This window comes from Desulfitobacterium chlororespirans DSM 11544, from assembly GCF_900143285.1.
In the GTDB taxonomy this organism is placed as follows: domain Bacteria; phylum Bacillota; class Desulfitobacteriia; order Desulfitobacteriales; family Desulfitobacteriaceae; genus Desulfitobacterium; species Desulfitobacterium chlororespirans.
The window spans coordinates 203,513-218,630 of sequence record NZ_FRDN01000012.1 but is presented as its reverse complement, the minus strand read 5'-3'; the positions used below and the strand labels follow the sequence as shown (position 1 = coordinate 218,630).

The 15,118-nt window shown below is 44.7% G+C and carries 15 protein-coding genes and 1 tRNA gene; 3 read left to right on the top strand and 13 right to left on the bottom strand.

The window, feature by feature from the left end; translation table 11 throughout:
* Positions 1-248: transposase (locus BUA14_RS19340; RefSeq protein ID WP_143153482.1), on the bottom strand; the 248-nt coding region annotated here is incomplete at its 3' end.
* 356 nt (positions 249-604) lie between these two features.
* Entirely contained in the window at positions 605-1,039 is a 435-nt protein-coding gene (locus BUA14_RS19335; protein WP_072774085.1) for a hypothetical protein, read from the bottom strand.
* Between the two features lie 919 nt (positions 1,040-1,958).
* On the opposite strand from BUA14_RS19335, the gene BUA14_RS19325 reads away from it, so the two are divergent.
* The gene (locus BUA14_RS19325; protein ID WP_072774083.1) at positions 1,959-2,180 is read left to right on the top strand and encodes a DUF378 domain-containing protein; all 222 of its coding nucleotides are present in this window, start codon (positions 1,959-1,961) and stop codon (positions 2,178-2,180) included.
* A 635-nt stretch (positions 2,181-2,815) separates the two neighbouring features.
* Here the strand turns inward: BUA14_RS19325 and BUA14_RS19315 are convergent.
* The 5 genes from BUA14_RS19315 to iadA form a co-directional block, all read right to left on the bottom strand.
* Positions 2,816-2,889 (bottom strand) — tRNA-Trp (locus tag BUA14_RS19315).
* Between the two features lie 159 nt (positions 2,890-3,048).
* Positions 3,049-3,174 carry a hypothetical protein gene (locus BUA14_RS28790; RefSeq protein WP_282433381.1) on the bottom strand — a complete coding sequence of 42 codons (126 nt, stop codon included), beginning with the start codon at positions 3,172-3,174 and terminating at the stop codon, positions 3,049-3,051.
* Between the two features lie 65 nt (positions 3,175-3,239).
* A complete protein-coding gene (locus tag BUA14_RS19310; RefSeq protein WP_072774093.1) occupies positions 3,240-4,637 on the bottom strand; it encodes a sigma-54 interaction domain-containing protein in 1,398 nt (465 codons plus the stop codon).
* Positions 4,638-4,839: 202 nt separating this feature from the next.
* Positions 4,840-6,861 (bottom strand): elongation factor G, encoded by a 2,022-nt coding sequence (gene fusA, locus BUA14_RS19305; RefSeq protein ID WP_011459896.1) that lies wholly within the window; start codon positions 6,859-6,861, stop codon positions 4,840-4,842.
* Between the two features lie 36 nt (positions 6,862-6,897).
* The gene (iadA, locus tag BUA14_RS19300) at positions 6,898-8,106 is read right to left on the bottom strand and encodes a beta-aspartyl-peptidase (RefSeq protein WP_072774081.1); all 1,209 of its coding nucleotides are present in this window, start codon (positions 8,104-8,106) and stop codon (positions 6,898-6,900) included.
* 327 nt (positions 8,107-8,433) lie between these two features.
* Here iadA and spoVB point away from each other — a divergent pair, with 327 nt between their 5' ends.
* On the top strand, positions 8,434-9,972 hold the full coding sequence (gene spoVB, locus BUA14_RS19295) for a stage V sporulation protein B (protein WP_072774080.1): 1,539 nt from the start codon (positions 8,434-8,436) through the stop codon (positions 9,970-9,972).
* A gap of 862 nt (positions 9,973-10,834) precedes the next feature.
* On the opposite strand, the gene BUA14_RS19285 is transcribed toward spoVB, so the two are convergent.
* On the bottom strand, positions 10,835-11,089 hold the full coding sequence (locus BUA14_RS19285) for a hypothetical protein (protein ID WP_072774079.1): 255 nt from the start codon (positions 11,087-11,089) through the stop codon (positions 10,835-10,837).
* A gap of 120 nt (positions 11,090-11,209) precedes the next feature.
* Here BUA14_RS19285 and BUA14_RS19280 point away from each other — a divergent pair, with 120 nt between their 5' ends.
* The gene (locus tag BUA14_RS19280) at positions 11,210-11,434 is read left to right on the top strand and encodes an alpha/beta-type small acid-soluble spore protein (RefSeq protein WP_005812072.1); all 225 of its coding nucleotides are present in this window, start codon (positions 11,210-11,212) and stop codon (positions 11,432-11,434) included.
* Positions 11,435-11,481: 47 nt separating this feature from the next.
* On the opposite strand, the gene surE is transcribed toward BUA14_RS19280, so the two are convergent.
* The 5 genes from surE to BUA14_RS19255 form a co-directional block, all read right to left on the bottom strand.
* Complete coding sequence (gene surE / locus BUA14_RS19275) at positions 11,482-12,237, bottom strand: 5'/3'-nucleotidase SurE (RefSeq protein ID WP_072774078.1); 756 nt, start codon at positions 12,235-12,237, stop codon at positions 11,482-11,484.
* Between the two features lie 12 nt (positions 12,238-12,249).
* On the bottom strand, positions 12,250-12,423 hold the full coding sequence (locus BUA14_RS19270) for a YpmA family protein (RefSeq protein ID WP_072774077.1): 174 nt from the start codon (positions 12,421-12,423) through the stop codon (positions 12,250-12,252).
* A gap of 44 nt (positions 12,424-12,467) precedes the next feature.
* Positions 12,468-13,025 (bottom strand): GTP cyclohydrolase I FolE, encoded by a 558-nt coding sequence (gene folE / locus BUA14_RS19265; protein WP_178371749.1) that lies wholly within the window; start codon positions 13,023-13,025, stop codon positions 12,468-12,470.
* A gap of 193 nt (positions 13,026-13,218) precedes the next feature.
* Positions 13,219-14,370: a tetratricopeptide repeat protein gene (locus BUA14_RS19260; RefSeq protein WP_072774075.1), complete on the bottom strand. Its 1,152-nt coding sequence runs from the start codon at positions 14,368-14,370 to the stop codon at positions 13,219-13,221.
* Between the two features lie 166 nt (positions 14,371-14,536).
* A complete protein-coding gene (locus tag BUA14_RS19255) occupies positions 14,537-15,001 on the bottom strand; it encodes a Fur family transcriptional regulator (RefSeq protein ID WP_005812063.1) in 465 nt (154 codons plus the stop codon).
* Between the last annotated feature and the right edge of the window lie 117 nt (positions 15,002-15,118).

The window sequence follows — 15,118 nt, the reverse complement described above, 5'->3', positions numbered from 1 at the left end:
TCCACGCTGCCTTCTCCGCGAAGAACAGCTTCGACGCACATCGTTTTGAATTCTTTGCTGTAATGCGCATTGCCCTGTTTTTTTTCAAAGCATGATGCACCTTGCTTCCTATATTTGTGAACCCACTCTCTGAGCGTTTTTGCGCCAATTCCATGCACTTCAGCAAGGTAATCATATGAACCTTGCCCGGATAGATAGTCTTCAACAACTTTTATTTTCCATTCGGCACTATGCGGTGATTTGGCCATAAAAATATCCTCCTAAAGTAGATTTGGATATTTCCATGGTCTACTTTAGGAGGAGCATATCACTTAGAGTGCTTTCATATAATGATTTTTTAGGATATTTACCTGAGTCCTATATCATCCTCCGCTATGTGGTCGGCTTGATTGCTGCTGGCTTCAGTTCTGGGTTATACTCTATTACGTCAGGTGTTATTATCAACGATGAACTGCTATATTTTTCATTTCCTTCGTCATACAAAAATGTATACAAAACATTGCCGCATACAACCCTTCTTAAGCTGTCTGTTCCATCTGGTGCCGTATCGAATACATATAATTTTTTACATATTTCCTCTTGCATCCCGGGATTGATAAGTTAATCAGCTCATAATGAAGTCTCCGTTTTTCTTCGCTCGCTCCTCACTGTCCGAAAAAAGACTTAACTTAATCTCTGTCACGCGTCCTGCCGCATTGCTGTCGATATCATACGCACTATTTTCCTTGCCAACTAAGTCAACTGAAATACTCCATGTCTCTCCATTGTCAGAATACATAATATGTGTGTCAGACGAGGCTTTTAATGGAACAAAGGGTTGGTATTCTTTTTCGCTAATTGCTTTATTAAAACTATCAATAAAATCACTTGGATATAGTAGGAAATATTCTTTGAATTTTGTTCTGGACGTGTCATAACTATTGATAATTTCAATTGAAACGCTGCTACTATCACTTTTGCTTGGTGATTTTGCATCTGCTGAACATCCGAGAAACAGCGTCATACACATGAGCAATACTAAGGTTAAGGTTTTTTTCATCCCACACTCTCCCTATTGTATAATTTTACCTATATCGTATCATATCATGCTGTGCAAAAAGAGTCTATTGCGTAATAAATGTACTCTCTCTTCGTACATATTTCTTAGATCAAACCAAGCCCGAAGATCATTCTCCGGGCTTGGTAAAGAATTTAATTAGTTTACTATCCTATAGAAAGCTGTGCTACTTGGGCATTCCATTCCACTTAAATGTGAGAAAAGCCCAAAGGAATATACTTTATATAATTTTCCCGGAGTGAACCATTCTGCTGGTACCAAGGCAATTTGAGTGTTTGGCCCATACATTGTTCCCTCACCTGTTATGGGTACCCATGACGAAACATTAAGGCCACCGACCTGATTACCGGCACTATAGTCTTACCGCGTCTATTGGATTGCTTGGAGTACTGTTATACGCATCACCATGCATGCTTTGGTAGATAATTGTACAATACTCATGGTTTGGGCCTGGATACACCTCTGCGAAGGCATTACTTGTACACACCAGCGAAAAGGCAAGTGCCAACATCAACGTGAAGACGATTGGTAACTTTTTGATTTTAGAGATTTTCATAATTCCACCCCTTCTATTTTGTTGGAGGTGCGCACCCTTAGTTCCAGCTTATGCTCGTCTCAAGATTGTGTTACCAAAATTTCACTATTTATAATATCGGGGGGGGGGAGAGCAGCTCGGGGCCTTAGCCGCTTCCGCCGGGGCATCCAGCACAGCATAAACCATTTCTCTCAAGTTACTCAGAACCGGCACCTGCTCCCTAACATAATTCCCTTCCCTCACGTTTCTTGCCCAGATTTGGACCAATGCGGTACATAAAAAATACGCCCTGTGGCGTTGGCTAAGTATAAAATGTATCAAATCTTATAATAATAGTGTCAAGATCGACTCAAAGGAGGATTTAAAATGAACTGGTTATCTCGGGTGGCCTTAGTGCTTGTCATCATTGGAGCCGTAAATTGGCTGTTGGTAAGTTTATTTCAATGGGATCTTGTGACTGCCGCTTTTGGCGGAGAAACCCTTAGAGCCTCATCTGGATTAAGCAGAGTAATCTACGGATTAGTAGGAGTTGCAGGCCTCTACTCTATCACTTTTCTTTTTAATGATTCTGGGATTAAATCTAAATAACCCTTTAGCTCTTATCTCATATGTTGAACCTCCATTTACAAAGATGCCTGTTTGGGTGTCTTTGTTTTTTTATTACGCATTAAGGGTCCTATTGCACAATAACTTGCCCATCCATCAACCCTTTAAGCTGAGTAGCAATCGTAAGGTCCGGCTATCGGCAAGTACTATATTCCTATTGCGTCAACTAAAGGGTGAGCAAGAAAGCAACGCGGATGAGCGGGGAACGAAGTGGATAGACAGCGGGGCAGTATTCACGGCCTGGAACGGGAAACAGGTCAATGCGGTATGGGCCTCCTGCTGGTGGAGGGGATGGATCAGAAAAACCAGCCTCCCCATTAAGAATTTCACAGCCTCAAGCACACCTGTATCAGCCTGTTGATAGCAGCCGGTGCAAATCCTTTGGAGGTGGCTAGAATGGTCGGCCATTCCAATGCCGAAATGCTTTAGAGAGTCTATGGCCATGCTGTCGAAAAAGAGCTTTTTGCCGGCGCCGAAATAATGGAGTCTATTATGAACAAAAAAACGGAGCCACAACAGCTCCGTCATAAAAAATCGTAAACTCCCCAAATCCTCCCCAAAGATTTCCTCTAAAAACAAAAAATCCCTGCAAACCTTGCAGGGAGCGGATTTCATGTTGGCAGGGGATGCAGGAGTTGAACCCACACTAACGGTTTTGGAGACCGCTGTTCTACCATTAAACTAATCCCCTAAATCACTTTATCAACCAGCGACAAATGAAATTATACTTGAAGGCAGGAAAAGTGTCAAGCTTAAGTTCTTAAAATATTTATAAGGAATTGAAACTGCGGACTACTTAAAAAGCTCTCACCGACTCGGTTGAGAGCTTTTTGGCGGCCCCTTATGCCCTTTATGGCCAGTATAAATCTTTGAACCCTTCCATATCTTCACGAATAGCGTCGCCGCCATGATGCTGCTTTGGAGCGGGTTCCGGCTTTTTCTTAGGGTCCCTGCCCTTTGTGCCGAATAATGCCATGGAAAATCCCTCCTTTAGGTATAGGATGAGCAGATTTCCCATAAAGCATACCTTTTTACCCTGGGTTAAACATGATCCTCAAGGGTTTTCAGTTTATTATAGAGGGTGGCTAAGGAGATATTGAGGACACCCGCTGCCCGCTTTTTCCCTTCCACGGAATTGCCATAGCGGTCTAATGCCAAACGAATCATCTTTTTTTCTAATTCATCAAGAGCCATCGGCTCACGATAATGAATCTCTTCCGTCTTATTTACAATCTCTACCAAACTGGCAAAATCCTTAATATTGAGCATGTCTCCCTCCACGGAATCCATCGCCATCTCGATGACATTTCTCAGCTCACGGATGTTTCCCGGCCAGTGGTAATCCAATAAAAGTTGCTCCGCCTGAGTCGTTATGCCAATCACATGTTTGCTCAGCTTCCGATTGGCCTTATAAATAAAGCTCTGGGCGTAAGTCAAGGCATCTTCTTTATGCATTCTTAAAGGGGGTATTTGGATTTCAATACCACTGAGCAGGTGATATAAATCCGCTGAGAACTGCCCTTTCTCCGCCATAGTTTTTAAATTGCGGTTGGTTGCTGTGATAATCCGAATATCCAGTTCAATCACCTGGGTTCCATCAACGGGTTGGAACTTCTTTTCCAGAAGGATATGAAGCAATTTATCCTGTAAATAATCATTAAGCAGCCCTATTTCATCAAGGAACAGGGTTCCCCCACTGGCACATTCCAGTTTGCCCAGCTTACGCTCAGAAGCCCTGTCCTGGCTTTTCTTCTCGTAACCCAGCAACTCAACTTCAAGAAGGCTTTCCGGTATATTGGCACAATCCACTTTCAAAAAAGGTTTATGGCTGCGCGTGCTGCCACTATGAATAGCATGAGCAAACAGCTCTTTTCCGGAACCGCTTTCACCCATGATCATAATGGGCGAATGGGTTTCAGCCGAGCGCCGTGCCTTATTCCGAATAAAAGCAAAATCCGGGTGACTCCCCAAAACATCATCAAAAGTATAAGAACTGGATGCCATCTGATCCACCCGGGTTGTAAGAGCTTGAATCATCTGTTTCGCTGCCTCGATTTCTTCGCCCAGCCTGGAGGTCTCCGTCAGTTGCTGAAACACCACCAGGGCCGCTTCGATATTACCTTCGATGACAATGGGGTAAGCATTGGCAATGATTTCGATGTCACACTCTTCCATCGTGGAACGATGTGCATAGATTGGTTCATGGGTCCTCAGTACTCTTGCCAGTGCCCCCTCCGGTGAGAGTTCGAAGATGTTCTTACCGATTCGTTCATAAGGAGATATGCCTGTTAAACGACTGAAATACGGGTTGACATATTGAATGGTTCCGTCTTTGCCTGCGACCTCAATGGCTTCTTGAATCGAATTGTAGAGCACTTTAAGTTCTTCTTCTATGCGCCTACTATCCCTTATCTCCACCCTTTTTGGCTGTTGTCCCACAGTTGAGCCCTCCACTCTTTTTCCCTCAATTTTATATAATATATATTTATATAATTCATACAATAATTTGAATATTCAACGCATTTTGTAAATACCCTTCTTAAAATTAGGAATTTTTTATTAATCTTTAGTTTTAATTAACAAAAAAAAGAAAACAGCCAGGTAACTACCTGACTGTTGATTAAGCGCTATATAACCCTAATTAGCTTCCCTGGGCCGCTTTAAGCTCATTGATAATTCCTTCACTGATTTTAGAAGGTACTTCATCGTATTTTAAGAATCGGATATCGAAGCTGCCTCGCCCTTGGGTCATGGATTTTAAATCAATGGCATAGCGCATCATTTCCGATTGCGGCACATGAGCTTTAATCACCTGGAATCTACCATCGGCCTCCATTCCCAAGACCTTGCCCCGTTTGCCGTTGATATCACCGATAACATCACCCATGTAGGCTTCCGGCACCCTAATCTCAACCTCAGAAATCGGCTCCAGCAAAGTAGGTTTCGCCATTTCTGCCCCTTTACGGAAGGCCATAATGGAAGCCAGCTTAAAGGCCATTTCGGAAGAATCCACACTATGGTATGAGCCATCGGTCAACGTCACCTTGAATCCAGTGACAGGATATCCGGCCAGCACTCCTTCCGCCATAGCTTCTCGAATTCCCTTTTCTACAGCAGGGAAGTATTGTCTGGGTACAGCACCTCCGAATACTTCCTCGGCAAATTCAAACTCGCCGTCCATGAGAGGCTCCATATTGATCCAGACATGCCCATATTGTCCATGACCGCCGCTTTGCTTTTTGTGTTTTCCTTCCACTTTAACCGGCTTTTTAATGGTTTCCCGATAGGGAACCCGGGGAACTTTCATCTCTACGCCAACGCCAAATTTCCGTTGCAGCTTCTCCATCAGGATTTCAACATGCATTTCACCCATACCGTAGAGAATCAATTCTTTGGTTTCCACATTCTTCTCCACACGCATGGTGGGGTCCTCTTCCGCCAAGCGGGCCAGGGCACTCCCCAGTTTATCTTCATCTCCCTTGCTCTTAGGGGCGATGGCTACAGGCAAACGGGGCACAGGTAAATCGATGCCCTCCAATTGCACAGGATTCTCCTTGGCGCATAGGGTATCACCAGTAGCTGCATCCTGAAGTTTAGCTACAACGGCGATATCTCCCGCCGGGACGACCTGAACCGGGTCTTGGTTTTTTCCCCGCAGAATAAAAGGAGTGCTGATCTTTTCTTCTTTTTCTTTTTGAGCATTATACACCATACTGTCCCCTTGGAGCTTTCCTCCATAGACCCTGATAAAACTCATCTTACCAACATAGGGGTCGGCCAGGGTTTTAAAGATCAGGGCGCTTTTCTCTTCTTTAGTTTGGGGAACCGGGGCGTATTGAACAAAGAAGTCGAGCAAATTTCCAATCCCGACATTTTTGAGAGCTGAACCCGCAAGGACCGGAACGGTTAAATCCTTTTCCAAAGCGCTTTTCAAAGCTTGGCGAAGGTCGTCATCGCTTAAAGTTTCGCCATCCAGATATTTTGTCAATATATCGTCATCAGCCTCGGCTACCGCCTCAGCTAATATTTCTCGATAGTGTTCGACATCAGATAAAAGATCTGACGGAATATCCTTAACTGTATATTTCCCACTGGCATTGTTTTCATAGATATACGCCTTTTGCTCGATAATATCTACGACACCTTGAAACTGATCTTCATGACCTATAGGAAGAGTTAAGGGGGCAAAACGCATATTAGGGAAAGCTTCTGTGAGTTGGTTCAGAACCTTTTCAAAATTAGCATTCTCGCGCTCTAATTTATTAATAAAAATAACGCGGGGCAACTTCTGCTCTTCCATCAAGTCAAGGATAAGCTCAGCTTGTACCTCAAGACCTGATACACCGCACAGAACAACGACCCCGCTCTCTGCCACCCGAAGGGCAGACTTAACCTCACCAAAAAAATCAGAATATCCCGGAGTATCAAGGACATTGATTTTACATCCCTGCCATTCAACAGGAACAAGACTCGTACTGATCGAAACCTTGTGTTTAATCTCTTCTGGCAAAGAATCCGACATAGTGTTTCCCTCAGGCACTTTCCCCATACGGGTAACCGCACCTGAGTTAAAGAGACAAGCTTCTGTCAAAGACGTCTTCCCTGCCCCTCCGTGCCCTACAAGGCAAATGTTGCGTAGATTCATAGTGTCATAGGTCTTCAAGACAAATCAACCTCCTTAAAATGTATTAGAAAAGGTCTAACCTTTGACTAATCGTGGAGTTTCTACAGTCTGAAGATGACTCGCCAATGATGTCTCATATACCCCCAAAACAACAGGTTTACGGTTACGAATCATAACTCTTCCCTTAGCCCACACCTGCTCAATCATCAAGTCATCGGACAAGGCCACCAAATCACCGTCAAAGCCTTCCCGAATCATGCCTTTGTTTTTTAATTGTAGAATACGGGCGGGATTGGAAGTAATGGTTCTCAGAGCGGTATCAAGGGGTATGCCGTACCGGAGCACAGCTTCCCGGATATCGCGCCAAAGAACATGAACGGATCCTATGCCCATGCCGACAAGGATTCCAGCCTCGTTAAACTGAGGAAGGCTGCCATTTCCGTCTGAAGTAACCGTCACACGGTCATTCAGCAATCCCTGCTCGTAAAGGGCTTTTAAAACGAAAGGAACCTGTAAATGCGGTTCAAAATCATCGCAACCTGCTGTTAAATCAATTGTGCCACCTGCTTTGAGAAACTCTACTCCCTGCTCTAAGAGCGTTTCCTTTCGATTGATATGAGTTGGCATGAATTGGCTGATCGGAATTTCAGTTTCCTCAATTATTTTTAGAATTGGGGACAAACCTCTCTTCCCTTCACCCAGGTGAATATGAACAACTCCCGCTTTATCTCCTAGCATCCCCCCTACTCGAGCTTCCGCAGCAAGATGCTCCAGCTCAGATTTTTGAGGTTGGGCGGAACGATGGTCAGAAATGGCGATTTCACCCGCCCCTATCACTTTATCGATTAAGACTAAGTCTTTGCGCAAGGTATCAAAGATCATACGATCGGCTTGATAACCGCCGCTATAGACAAAGCACGTTAATCCTTCTTCTTCCAAGGCATTTGCCTTAACCAAGAGCTCTTCCATGGAACGGGAGATAGAATCCGTTCCCAAGCAACCTACCACAGTGGTTATCCCGGCCCGCGTCAGTTGAGAAAGTTGAACCTCAGGAGTTCTGGAGCTGGGCCCCGCTTCTCCTCCTCCTCCGCAGATATGGACATGAGCGTCGATAAAACCGGGAACGAGGTAATGTCCATGAAGGTCATACACCTCACCCTTAGCATAAGATGGAAGGGACAGGTCATCGCCAAGGGCGGCGATTCGATTCCCTACAAGGAGTAGATCCCGCTCCTGCAGCGGCTCCGGTGCGAATAGTTTGGCATTTTTGATGAGTGTCCACACTGGCAACCCCTCCATTCGGAGGTAGAATGCCCAATTTCTGGAACAGTATTCACTTTACAAAAAATTATCTTAAAATCAACAATAATTAAATATTTCTCCACTAACTATAAAAATCCTTTTCAAATATTCCATAACTTAAAAAACATATAGGAAACTTGCTTTAGGTGAAAGCATATCACCTAAAGCTTGAGCTATCCTCTGTGTGGATATTCGATATTGACAACCCAATTTCCTACCTTCCTGCTCCTTAGAATAAATTGTCATCACTTTCCTTCTTCTGGCATAAAGTTAGTCAGGATAAGTGGGACCAGGGGGTTGGAGAGGAATATGGCCAAAAGGACCTTTATTTATGGGGCTGTCATTCTCTTGGCGGCAAACTTTCTCAATCGGGTGTTAGGTTTTATTTATCAATACTTAATCATGACCCATATTGGCGGAGAGGCCTTTGGACTATTCAATATGGTCTTCCCTATGTATATGTTTGCTTTAGTCTTTACCACTGCGGGCATCCCCTTGGCGGTTTCGAAAATGATCTCCGAAGCAGTATCTTTGCAGAATTATTCCCGTGCCCGCTCCATATTTCGTACCTCTCTTCTTTTATTGACCTGTTCAGGGCTGGTTATCTCCGTGACCCTCTACATTATTTCTCCTCTCCTGGCGGAGCGTTTCTTTCCCGATCCCCGTGTTCTAAGGCTTTTTTTGATCTGCACACCGGCGATCTTTGTGGTCTCTGTTTCCTCAGCCTTTCGCGGGTATTTTCAGGGCATGCAGAATATGCTTCCCACTGCACTCAGTCAGATCTGTGAACAACTGGTGCGGGTCAGTGTAGGATTTTTCTCAGCTTACACCTTATTGCCCAGAGGGATCGAATGGGCCGCTTCCGGTTTGGCCTTGGGAATGTTATCAGGAGAAATCATCGGCTTATGTATCATTATTCTTCAGTATAAACTCCAAAAAACAAAAAAGTCCTCCCACCAGGATGAATCCCTACATCCGATTCAAACCATGAAAGAACTTTTCCACCTAGCTTATCCAGTGACGATCGGCAGGCTCTTTTCCAGCGGGTTATCCACGGTGGATGCCATGCTGATACCACAACGGCTGCAACTAGCTGGTTATACAGCCCGAGAAGCCACCACTCTTTTCGGACAACTGGGCGGGGCTGTGTTTACTCTCCTTAATTTCCCCAGCGTCTTCACCTTTGCCCTGGCAACCTCTTTGGTTCCTGCCATTTCCGAAGCGGCCGCCCGAAAGCAATTCCAAACGGTTAAGCTCCGCAGTGCCCAAGCTTTACGGATGACCATTTTTATCGGGGTCCCCAGTTTAGTGATCCTCTTTTTCTTTGCTGAGCCTTTCAGCGCCTTTTTTAAAAGCGAAGGCACCAACAGCATTCTGCGCATCCTTGCCTTAGGTGGGATCTTTTCCTACCTTCAGCAAACCTCTACAGGAATTCTGCAAGGATTAGGCAAGGTCCAGCTCCCGGTGATCCATTCCATCATTTCCGCTGTCATTCGGATACCAATACTTTTCATTTTAACGGCTTCACCTCAGTGGGGGCTTAAAGGAACGGCCGTAGCTTATGTCGTTGGTTTTTTTATCTCCTCGACCCTGAATCTGGCCGCTATCGTCCACTATACAGGGATGCCTGTCGATCTTCGGGAGTTTCTTCTGCATCCTCTCATGGGCGGCATTGGCATGATGCTGGCTTTTCGCCTCCTCCATCCCTTCTTCTCTTTCCATCCCTTAGCCTTTCTCCTGGAAATCATTCTGGGAGCGGTTCTTTACTTCGCCATTCTCTTCCTTAACGGCGGTATTAACCGTGACGATCTGCAGCGAATTCCCTGGGTCGGAAAGTTCTTGCGCTGAGTTGTTCTCCAGGATTTTGATTTACACAGGTCGCTCCATAAGCTGCGCGGACAAAACTAACGCGAAAAGCCCTCCGCTTCGAAAAGTCCACCTGCGCCGCTAAGTCGTTCTCTGTGGCGTGGCGGCTTGGGCGAAACCCTCGTCCGGGTTTCGTGGCTAAATCGGCTCCTCGAAAGCACTGCTTTCGCACTTGTTCTCATAGCCGGTTGGAAACGTCCTGTTTCCAGCTTTTCTCTGCTGCGTGCTTTTCGCGAAGTTTTGTTTCCGCTCGCTTAAATTCGCTCTCTTCCGTAAAGCAAAATCCTTGGGCTGCTTTTTCGTTCTGAGTGAGCGGGGCTTTGTGGGGCTGGGTAAGCATGGCTTTCTGGGAAGTGTGGTGTGGGCAAGTTGCATAACGTGAGCCACTTTTACCGTCTTTACCGACGCCGCTTGAGGCGGCATGGTCGATAACCCTAAGGAAAGACTGAAAGAGAGACCTGTAAGCAGTAGCTTTATGTACAAAAGCCGTGAACTCCGGAGAAGAAACCTTCCGGTGGAAGGTTTTAGGATTCACGCCCGAAGGTGTCTGATTTAGCGGAGGGGCGGTCGGGTTAACGAGGCTTTCTTAACGTAGCGAAGCCACTGGTTTCTTGGACATGGAAGTCCTGATGCCGCGGGCACATGGACGTGCAGGAGCGGCCACATGCAGAAAACAGCGGGGTTTGGCGTACGAAAGTGTCCGGTGGACAATTTCGCTCAAGGCGGCACTCCCCAAAGCATGCCTATCCGCCGCAGATGCTGTTAAGAAAGCGGGTTAACCAGCCCCGGAGCTATGGAGTACGCGTTGTGCGTAAAGCTACGCGACCCGGAGAATCTAATCGTATCAACCCAACCAGCGCCTAATTTGCTCCCCATACTGCCAATAGGTCATAAGCGAAGTTAAGCCAAGAATAATAATCAGGATAATTTTATAGATAAAGAATACTTTGATCACCGTTAAAAAAGCCAAAAGCATAGCAAAAACGGCCGGTAAAACCAATATTTTTGTCCAGCGTTTATCCCTTTGCTTAAATTTTTCCGGGGAGGAAAAAACAAAAAGGAATAAAATGAAGTAAAACAAAAAGGTCCCAATAATCAAATCAGTTTCCTCCCTTAACAATTAAGCTTAAATTCTCCAGATTTTCTGTACTATATTTATAATCCCGTCTGTAAAAAATAGAATTGTCTCGATTAAACAGATGAAAGGAGATGGATATCTATGAGTCGCAGAAACCGCTCCGCCGGCATTTTGCCCAAATCTGTTTTGGACGAGTTTAAAATGGAGGTAGCCTCCGAATTAGGTTTAACCGAACAAATCCAAACCAAGGGATGGGCTAACATGACTTCCCGAGATTGCGGCCATGTAGGCGGCCGTATCGGTGGAAGTATGGTTAAAGCCATGATCCGTCGCGCTGAGGAAAGCTTAAAGAACGACACTCTTTAAAGCTTCCTCAGCTACCATGGAAAATAGGAGTACAGTACGCTGTACTCCTATTTATTTGGATTCTCAAGGGATAGGCTCTGTCGTAATTCCTTAAGTTTAATATAATCGGTTAAATCACTATGCATGGGCGTTATGGACACATACCCTTCCTGCACGGCATAAAGGTCCGTTTCCTGATCGACTTCCGGTGATACGGTGCCTGCCTGCCAGTAGTAGTCACGGCCATAGGGAGCTTGCCGATGTTCGAAGACATTTTCATAGACTGCTTTGCCCAGCTTCGTGACACGGACACCTTTCCATTCCTTTTCCGGCAAGGGTGGAATATTGATATTGATTAATCCCGGCCCCAGGCGGAGTTTCGACAACGATAGGGTCACAAATTGAGCGGCCGGCTTATAATCGACGGCAGAAAAGGAAGCTAAGGATACTGCTATGGCGGGGATTCCCAAAAGCACCCCTTCCATAGCTGCAGATACTGTCCCCGAATAAAAGACATCGGTCCCCAAATTGGGGCCGTTATTAATTCCGGAGATGACCAAATCCGGTTTGGGAATAATACTGCCTTGTATTGCTAATTTAACACAGTCGGCCGGTTTTCCACTGACCGCATAGCCGGTGCCGCGATCTAAAGAGTGCTTCGTAATAAACAAAGGTTCAAACAAAGTGATCGAATGGCCTGTTGCCGATTTTTGACTATCCGGTGCCACAATGGAGACATCGTATCCCCCTTCGGCTAAGGTTGTATAGAGGGTTTGCAGCCCAGGGGCAAAGTATCCGTCATCATTTGTCAATAGAATATGCATTGTTCACTCCAATTACTCAACTTCATAGATTGCCATGGTCATGGTATTTTCTTTTTTGTTAAGGCCGAACATCAGATTATGCTCTTTAAGATTTTTATTAAGAAAATCCACCACTTTATATAATTCCGGATTGATTTTAAGCTTTTGGGTACCTATGAGTTCTATTTTTCCCGTTTTTTGATCCATTAACTCTCATCCTTTGTTGGTTCCTTCTTTTCCATAGTGCTTGATTATTGCTTAATCAACGCAAACCCTTCCGAGCGAGTGATTTCATTGGTTTTAAAAATCCCACGGACTGCAGAGGTTAAGGTCATGGATCCCGGCTTTTTGACCCCTCGCATAGTCATACACATGTGTTCAGCCTCTATCACTACAAGGACTCCTCGGGCATTAAGCATGCCCATCACTGAATCGGCGATCTGTCCCGTTAAGCGTTCCTGAAGTTGAGGACGTTTCGCATACCCTTCTACAACCCGGGCAATTTTCGATAAGCCTGTTACTTTTCCTCTACGTGGTATATAAGCCACATGGGCTTTTCCGTAAAAAGGGACAAGATGATGCTCGCACATGGAATAAACCGGAATATCCTTAACAATGATCATCTCCTCGTGATCTTCAGAAAACTGCACTTTTAAATGCTGACTGGGGTCTTCATGAAGTCCGGCAAAAACCTCCTGATACATCCTGGCCACTCGTTTCGGGGTATCCAATAATCCTTCCCGCCTCGGATCTTCTCCAATGGCTTCCAGAATCATGGTCACTGCTTCCTCTATTTTTTCTAAATCCATACCCAAATTCTCCACTACTCCTCCCACAAGGACTAATAATCAGAATTATCTCTCTATTGATAGGTGCTTGCCATATATTATACCAGATCGACTCAGCTTCTTCCTAGCAAATCATAACAAAACTTTAAAAAATGGTAAAGCAAAAGACAATGTTTTTCATAGAAAAAAGAAAAAAGGCTTTACGCCTTATAGTTTACGCTAATTGCAAAGCTTTATTATAACAATCTACAGCTGATTCATGATCCGTGAGGTGGTCATAAATATTGCCCAGGAGTGCCCATCCCTCAGAATGATCCGGATCGATATTCAATAGTCGGTAGAGTATCTCAATGCCTTGATCCCAATTCCCTTTCTGGGTATGGCATACCGCTAGATTATAGAGGATGACCGGATTGGTTTGGGCTAATTTAAGAGCTTCTTGATAGTATTCTGTTGCTTTCCTTGTCCTTCCCAGGTGAACCAGAGTATAAGCCATATTATTCAGTAACACGGGATCATTCTGACACAAACCATAGGCCCGCTCCTGCAGTTTGAGCGCTTCCATGGATTCACCTTTATTTTGATAGATGGCCGCAAGATTACACAGGGAATCGTAATGAGCTGGGTCATGCTTTAATACCTGGCGATAAAGGCGGATTCCTTTTTGATGTTCATTGATTTGAGTGTAGCAGTAAGCTAAGCGAGCTTTGAGATCCGGATTATATTCATAACGAAGGGCTTTTTCAAAACTAACGATAGCCTGAGGTATCTGTTCCAGTTGAAGATGAATCTCACCTTTCATCTCCCAATACAAAGGGTTGTGGGGCTTCAGTTCACAACATCCCTGGAAACAACGCAACGCCTCCTGAGGTTCGCTGTGATAGGAATAAATGGTTCCCAAACGGTAAATATTCTCCACTTTTTTGGGATTAGCCCAGATGGCTTTATTCAAGGCATCCACGGCCCTGCGCCAATCCTCTTTTTCCATGAGGCAATCGGCCTGCAGTTCCAGATATTCAGTGCTTTCCGGTCCATGGGTTAAGGCTTTGTCCAGGCATATTAATGCCTCCTGAATTAAACCTTGACCAAAATAGCAGCGAGCCATTAAGTATTGAATTTCTCCTTCCTTGCCAGGGTATCTGCCCCAGATGCGCTCCAAGTAATCCCGCGCTTCCTGATAGGCTTGAAAGTCGATAGCCTGCTTAACGGTTTCCACGAGAGGCTTGTCCGAGTCTTGCTGCAAACGTATTAAACAATGTTCTAAGGAATCACTGTCTTTATTGGCAAATATCCAGGTAGAGCTCTTAAGTCGTGAAAGCCATGAATAGTCACTTGTCGCTTTTTTTGCTGTTGAAAGAGGAAACATAAGGCGTCGCTCCTTTACCTCGTTTTGAGTACATTTCGAGCAACTGGTATATTTTTCCTTCCCCTCATGCCATAATTCATCCGTCAAATAGTGCTTGGAAATTGGTCATTTCCCTTCAAATCCATCATTGGCAATGATTTATCGTTAAGATCAGCAAAAAAGCACGTCAGTCCAACGTGCTTTTGCATTTATTGCAATATCCATAAAATTTCAGATCATGATCAACTACTTGATAGCCATTGCGTTTTTCTATCTCAGCTTCCAAAGACTCCAGCAAGTCACCATCAAACTCCGAGACATTTCCGCATTTGATACAAATCAAATGGTGGTGGTGATGCTCATCTTTACGGTTAAACTCATACCGGCTTCGCCCATCGCCAAAATCATTTTTTTGGAGAATGCCTAATTCCGCCAGAAGGTCCAGAGTGCGGTAAACCGTAGCCAGTCCAATATCAGGGTAGTTATGCTTAACCATCATAAAGGTATCTTCCGCACTCAGGTGCTGATCCTCATTCTCTAAAAATGCTTTTAAAATCGTTTGCCTTTGAGGGGTCAATTTGTAAGAATGATGACGCAAAAGCTCACATATTTTCTGATACTCATCTTTCCACTCTTCTTGTTTTGCTGCCATAATCTCCCCCCGTCCTGTCTTCTCTTCAAATTATAGTGTATCCTCGGAATTTTGCCTAGACACAAATTACCATATTAGTCTTAACTTAACGATATTCTTTTAAACTATACACCCAGA

Bases quoted from the DNA above. Each gene is read 5' to 3' on its own strand.
- spoVB (WP_072774080.1), top strand. From the start codon at position 8,434: ATGGCCAAAAGGACCTTTATTTATGGGGCTGTCATTCTCTTGGCGGCA.
- folE (WP_178371749.1), bottom strand. From the start codon at position 13,025: ATGGATTTAGAAAAAATAGAGGAAGCAGTGACCATGATTCTGGAAGCC.
- BUA14_RS19325 (WP_072774083.1), top strand. From the start codon at position 1,959: ATGAACTGGTTATCTCGGGTGGCCTTAGTGCTTGTCATCATTGGAGCC.
- BUA14_RS19280 (WP_005812072.1), top strand. From the start codon at position 11,210: ATGAGTCGCAGAAACCGCTCCGCCGGCATTTTGCCCAAATCTGTTTTG.
- BUA14_RS28790 (WP_282433381.1), bottom strand. From the start codon at position 3,174: ATGGCATTATTCGGCACAAAGGGCAGGGACCCTAAGAAAAAGCCGGAA.
- BUA14_RS19270 (WP_072774077.1), bottom strand. From the start codon at position 12,423: ATGGATCAAAAAACGGGAAAAATAGAACTCATAGGTACCCAAAAGCTT.
- BUA14_RS19255 (WP_005812063.1), bottom strand. From the start codon at position 15,001: ATGGCAGCAAAACAAGAAGAGTGGAAAGATGAGTATCAGAAAATATGT.
- surE (WP_072774078.1), bottom strand. From the start codon at position 12,237: ATGCATATTCTATTGACAAATGATGACGGATACTTTGCCCCTGGGCTG.
- BUA14_RS19260 (WP_072774075.1), bottom strand. From the start codon at position 14,370: ATGTTTCCTCTTTCAACAGCAAAAAAAGCGACAAGTGACTATTCATGG.
- BUA14_RS19335 (WP_072774085.1), bottom strand. From the start codon at position 1,039: ATGAAAAAAACCTTAACCTTAGTATTGCTCATGTGTATGACGCTGTTT.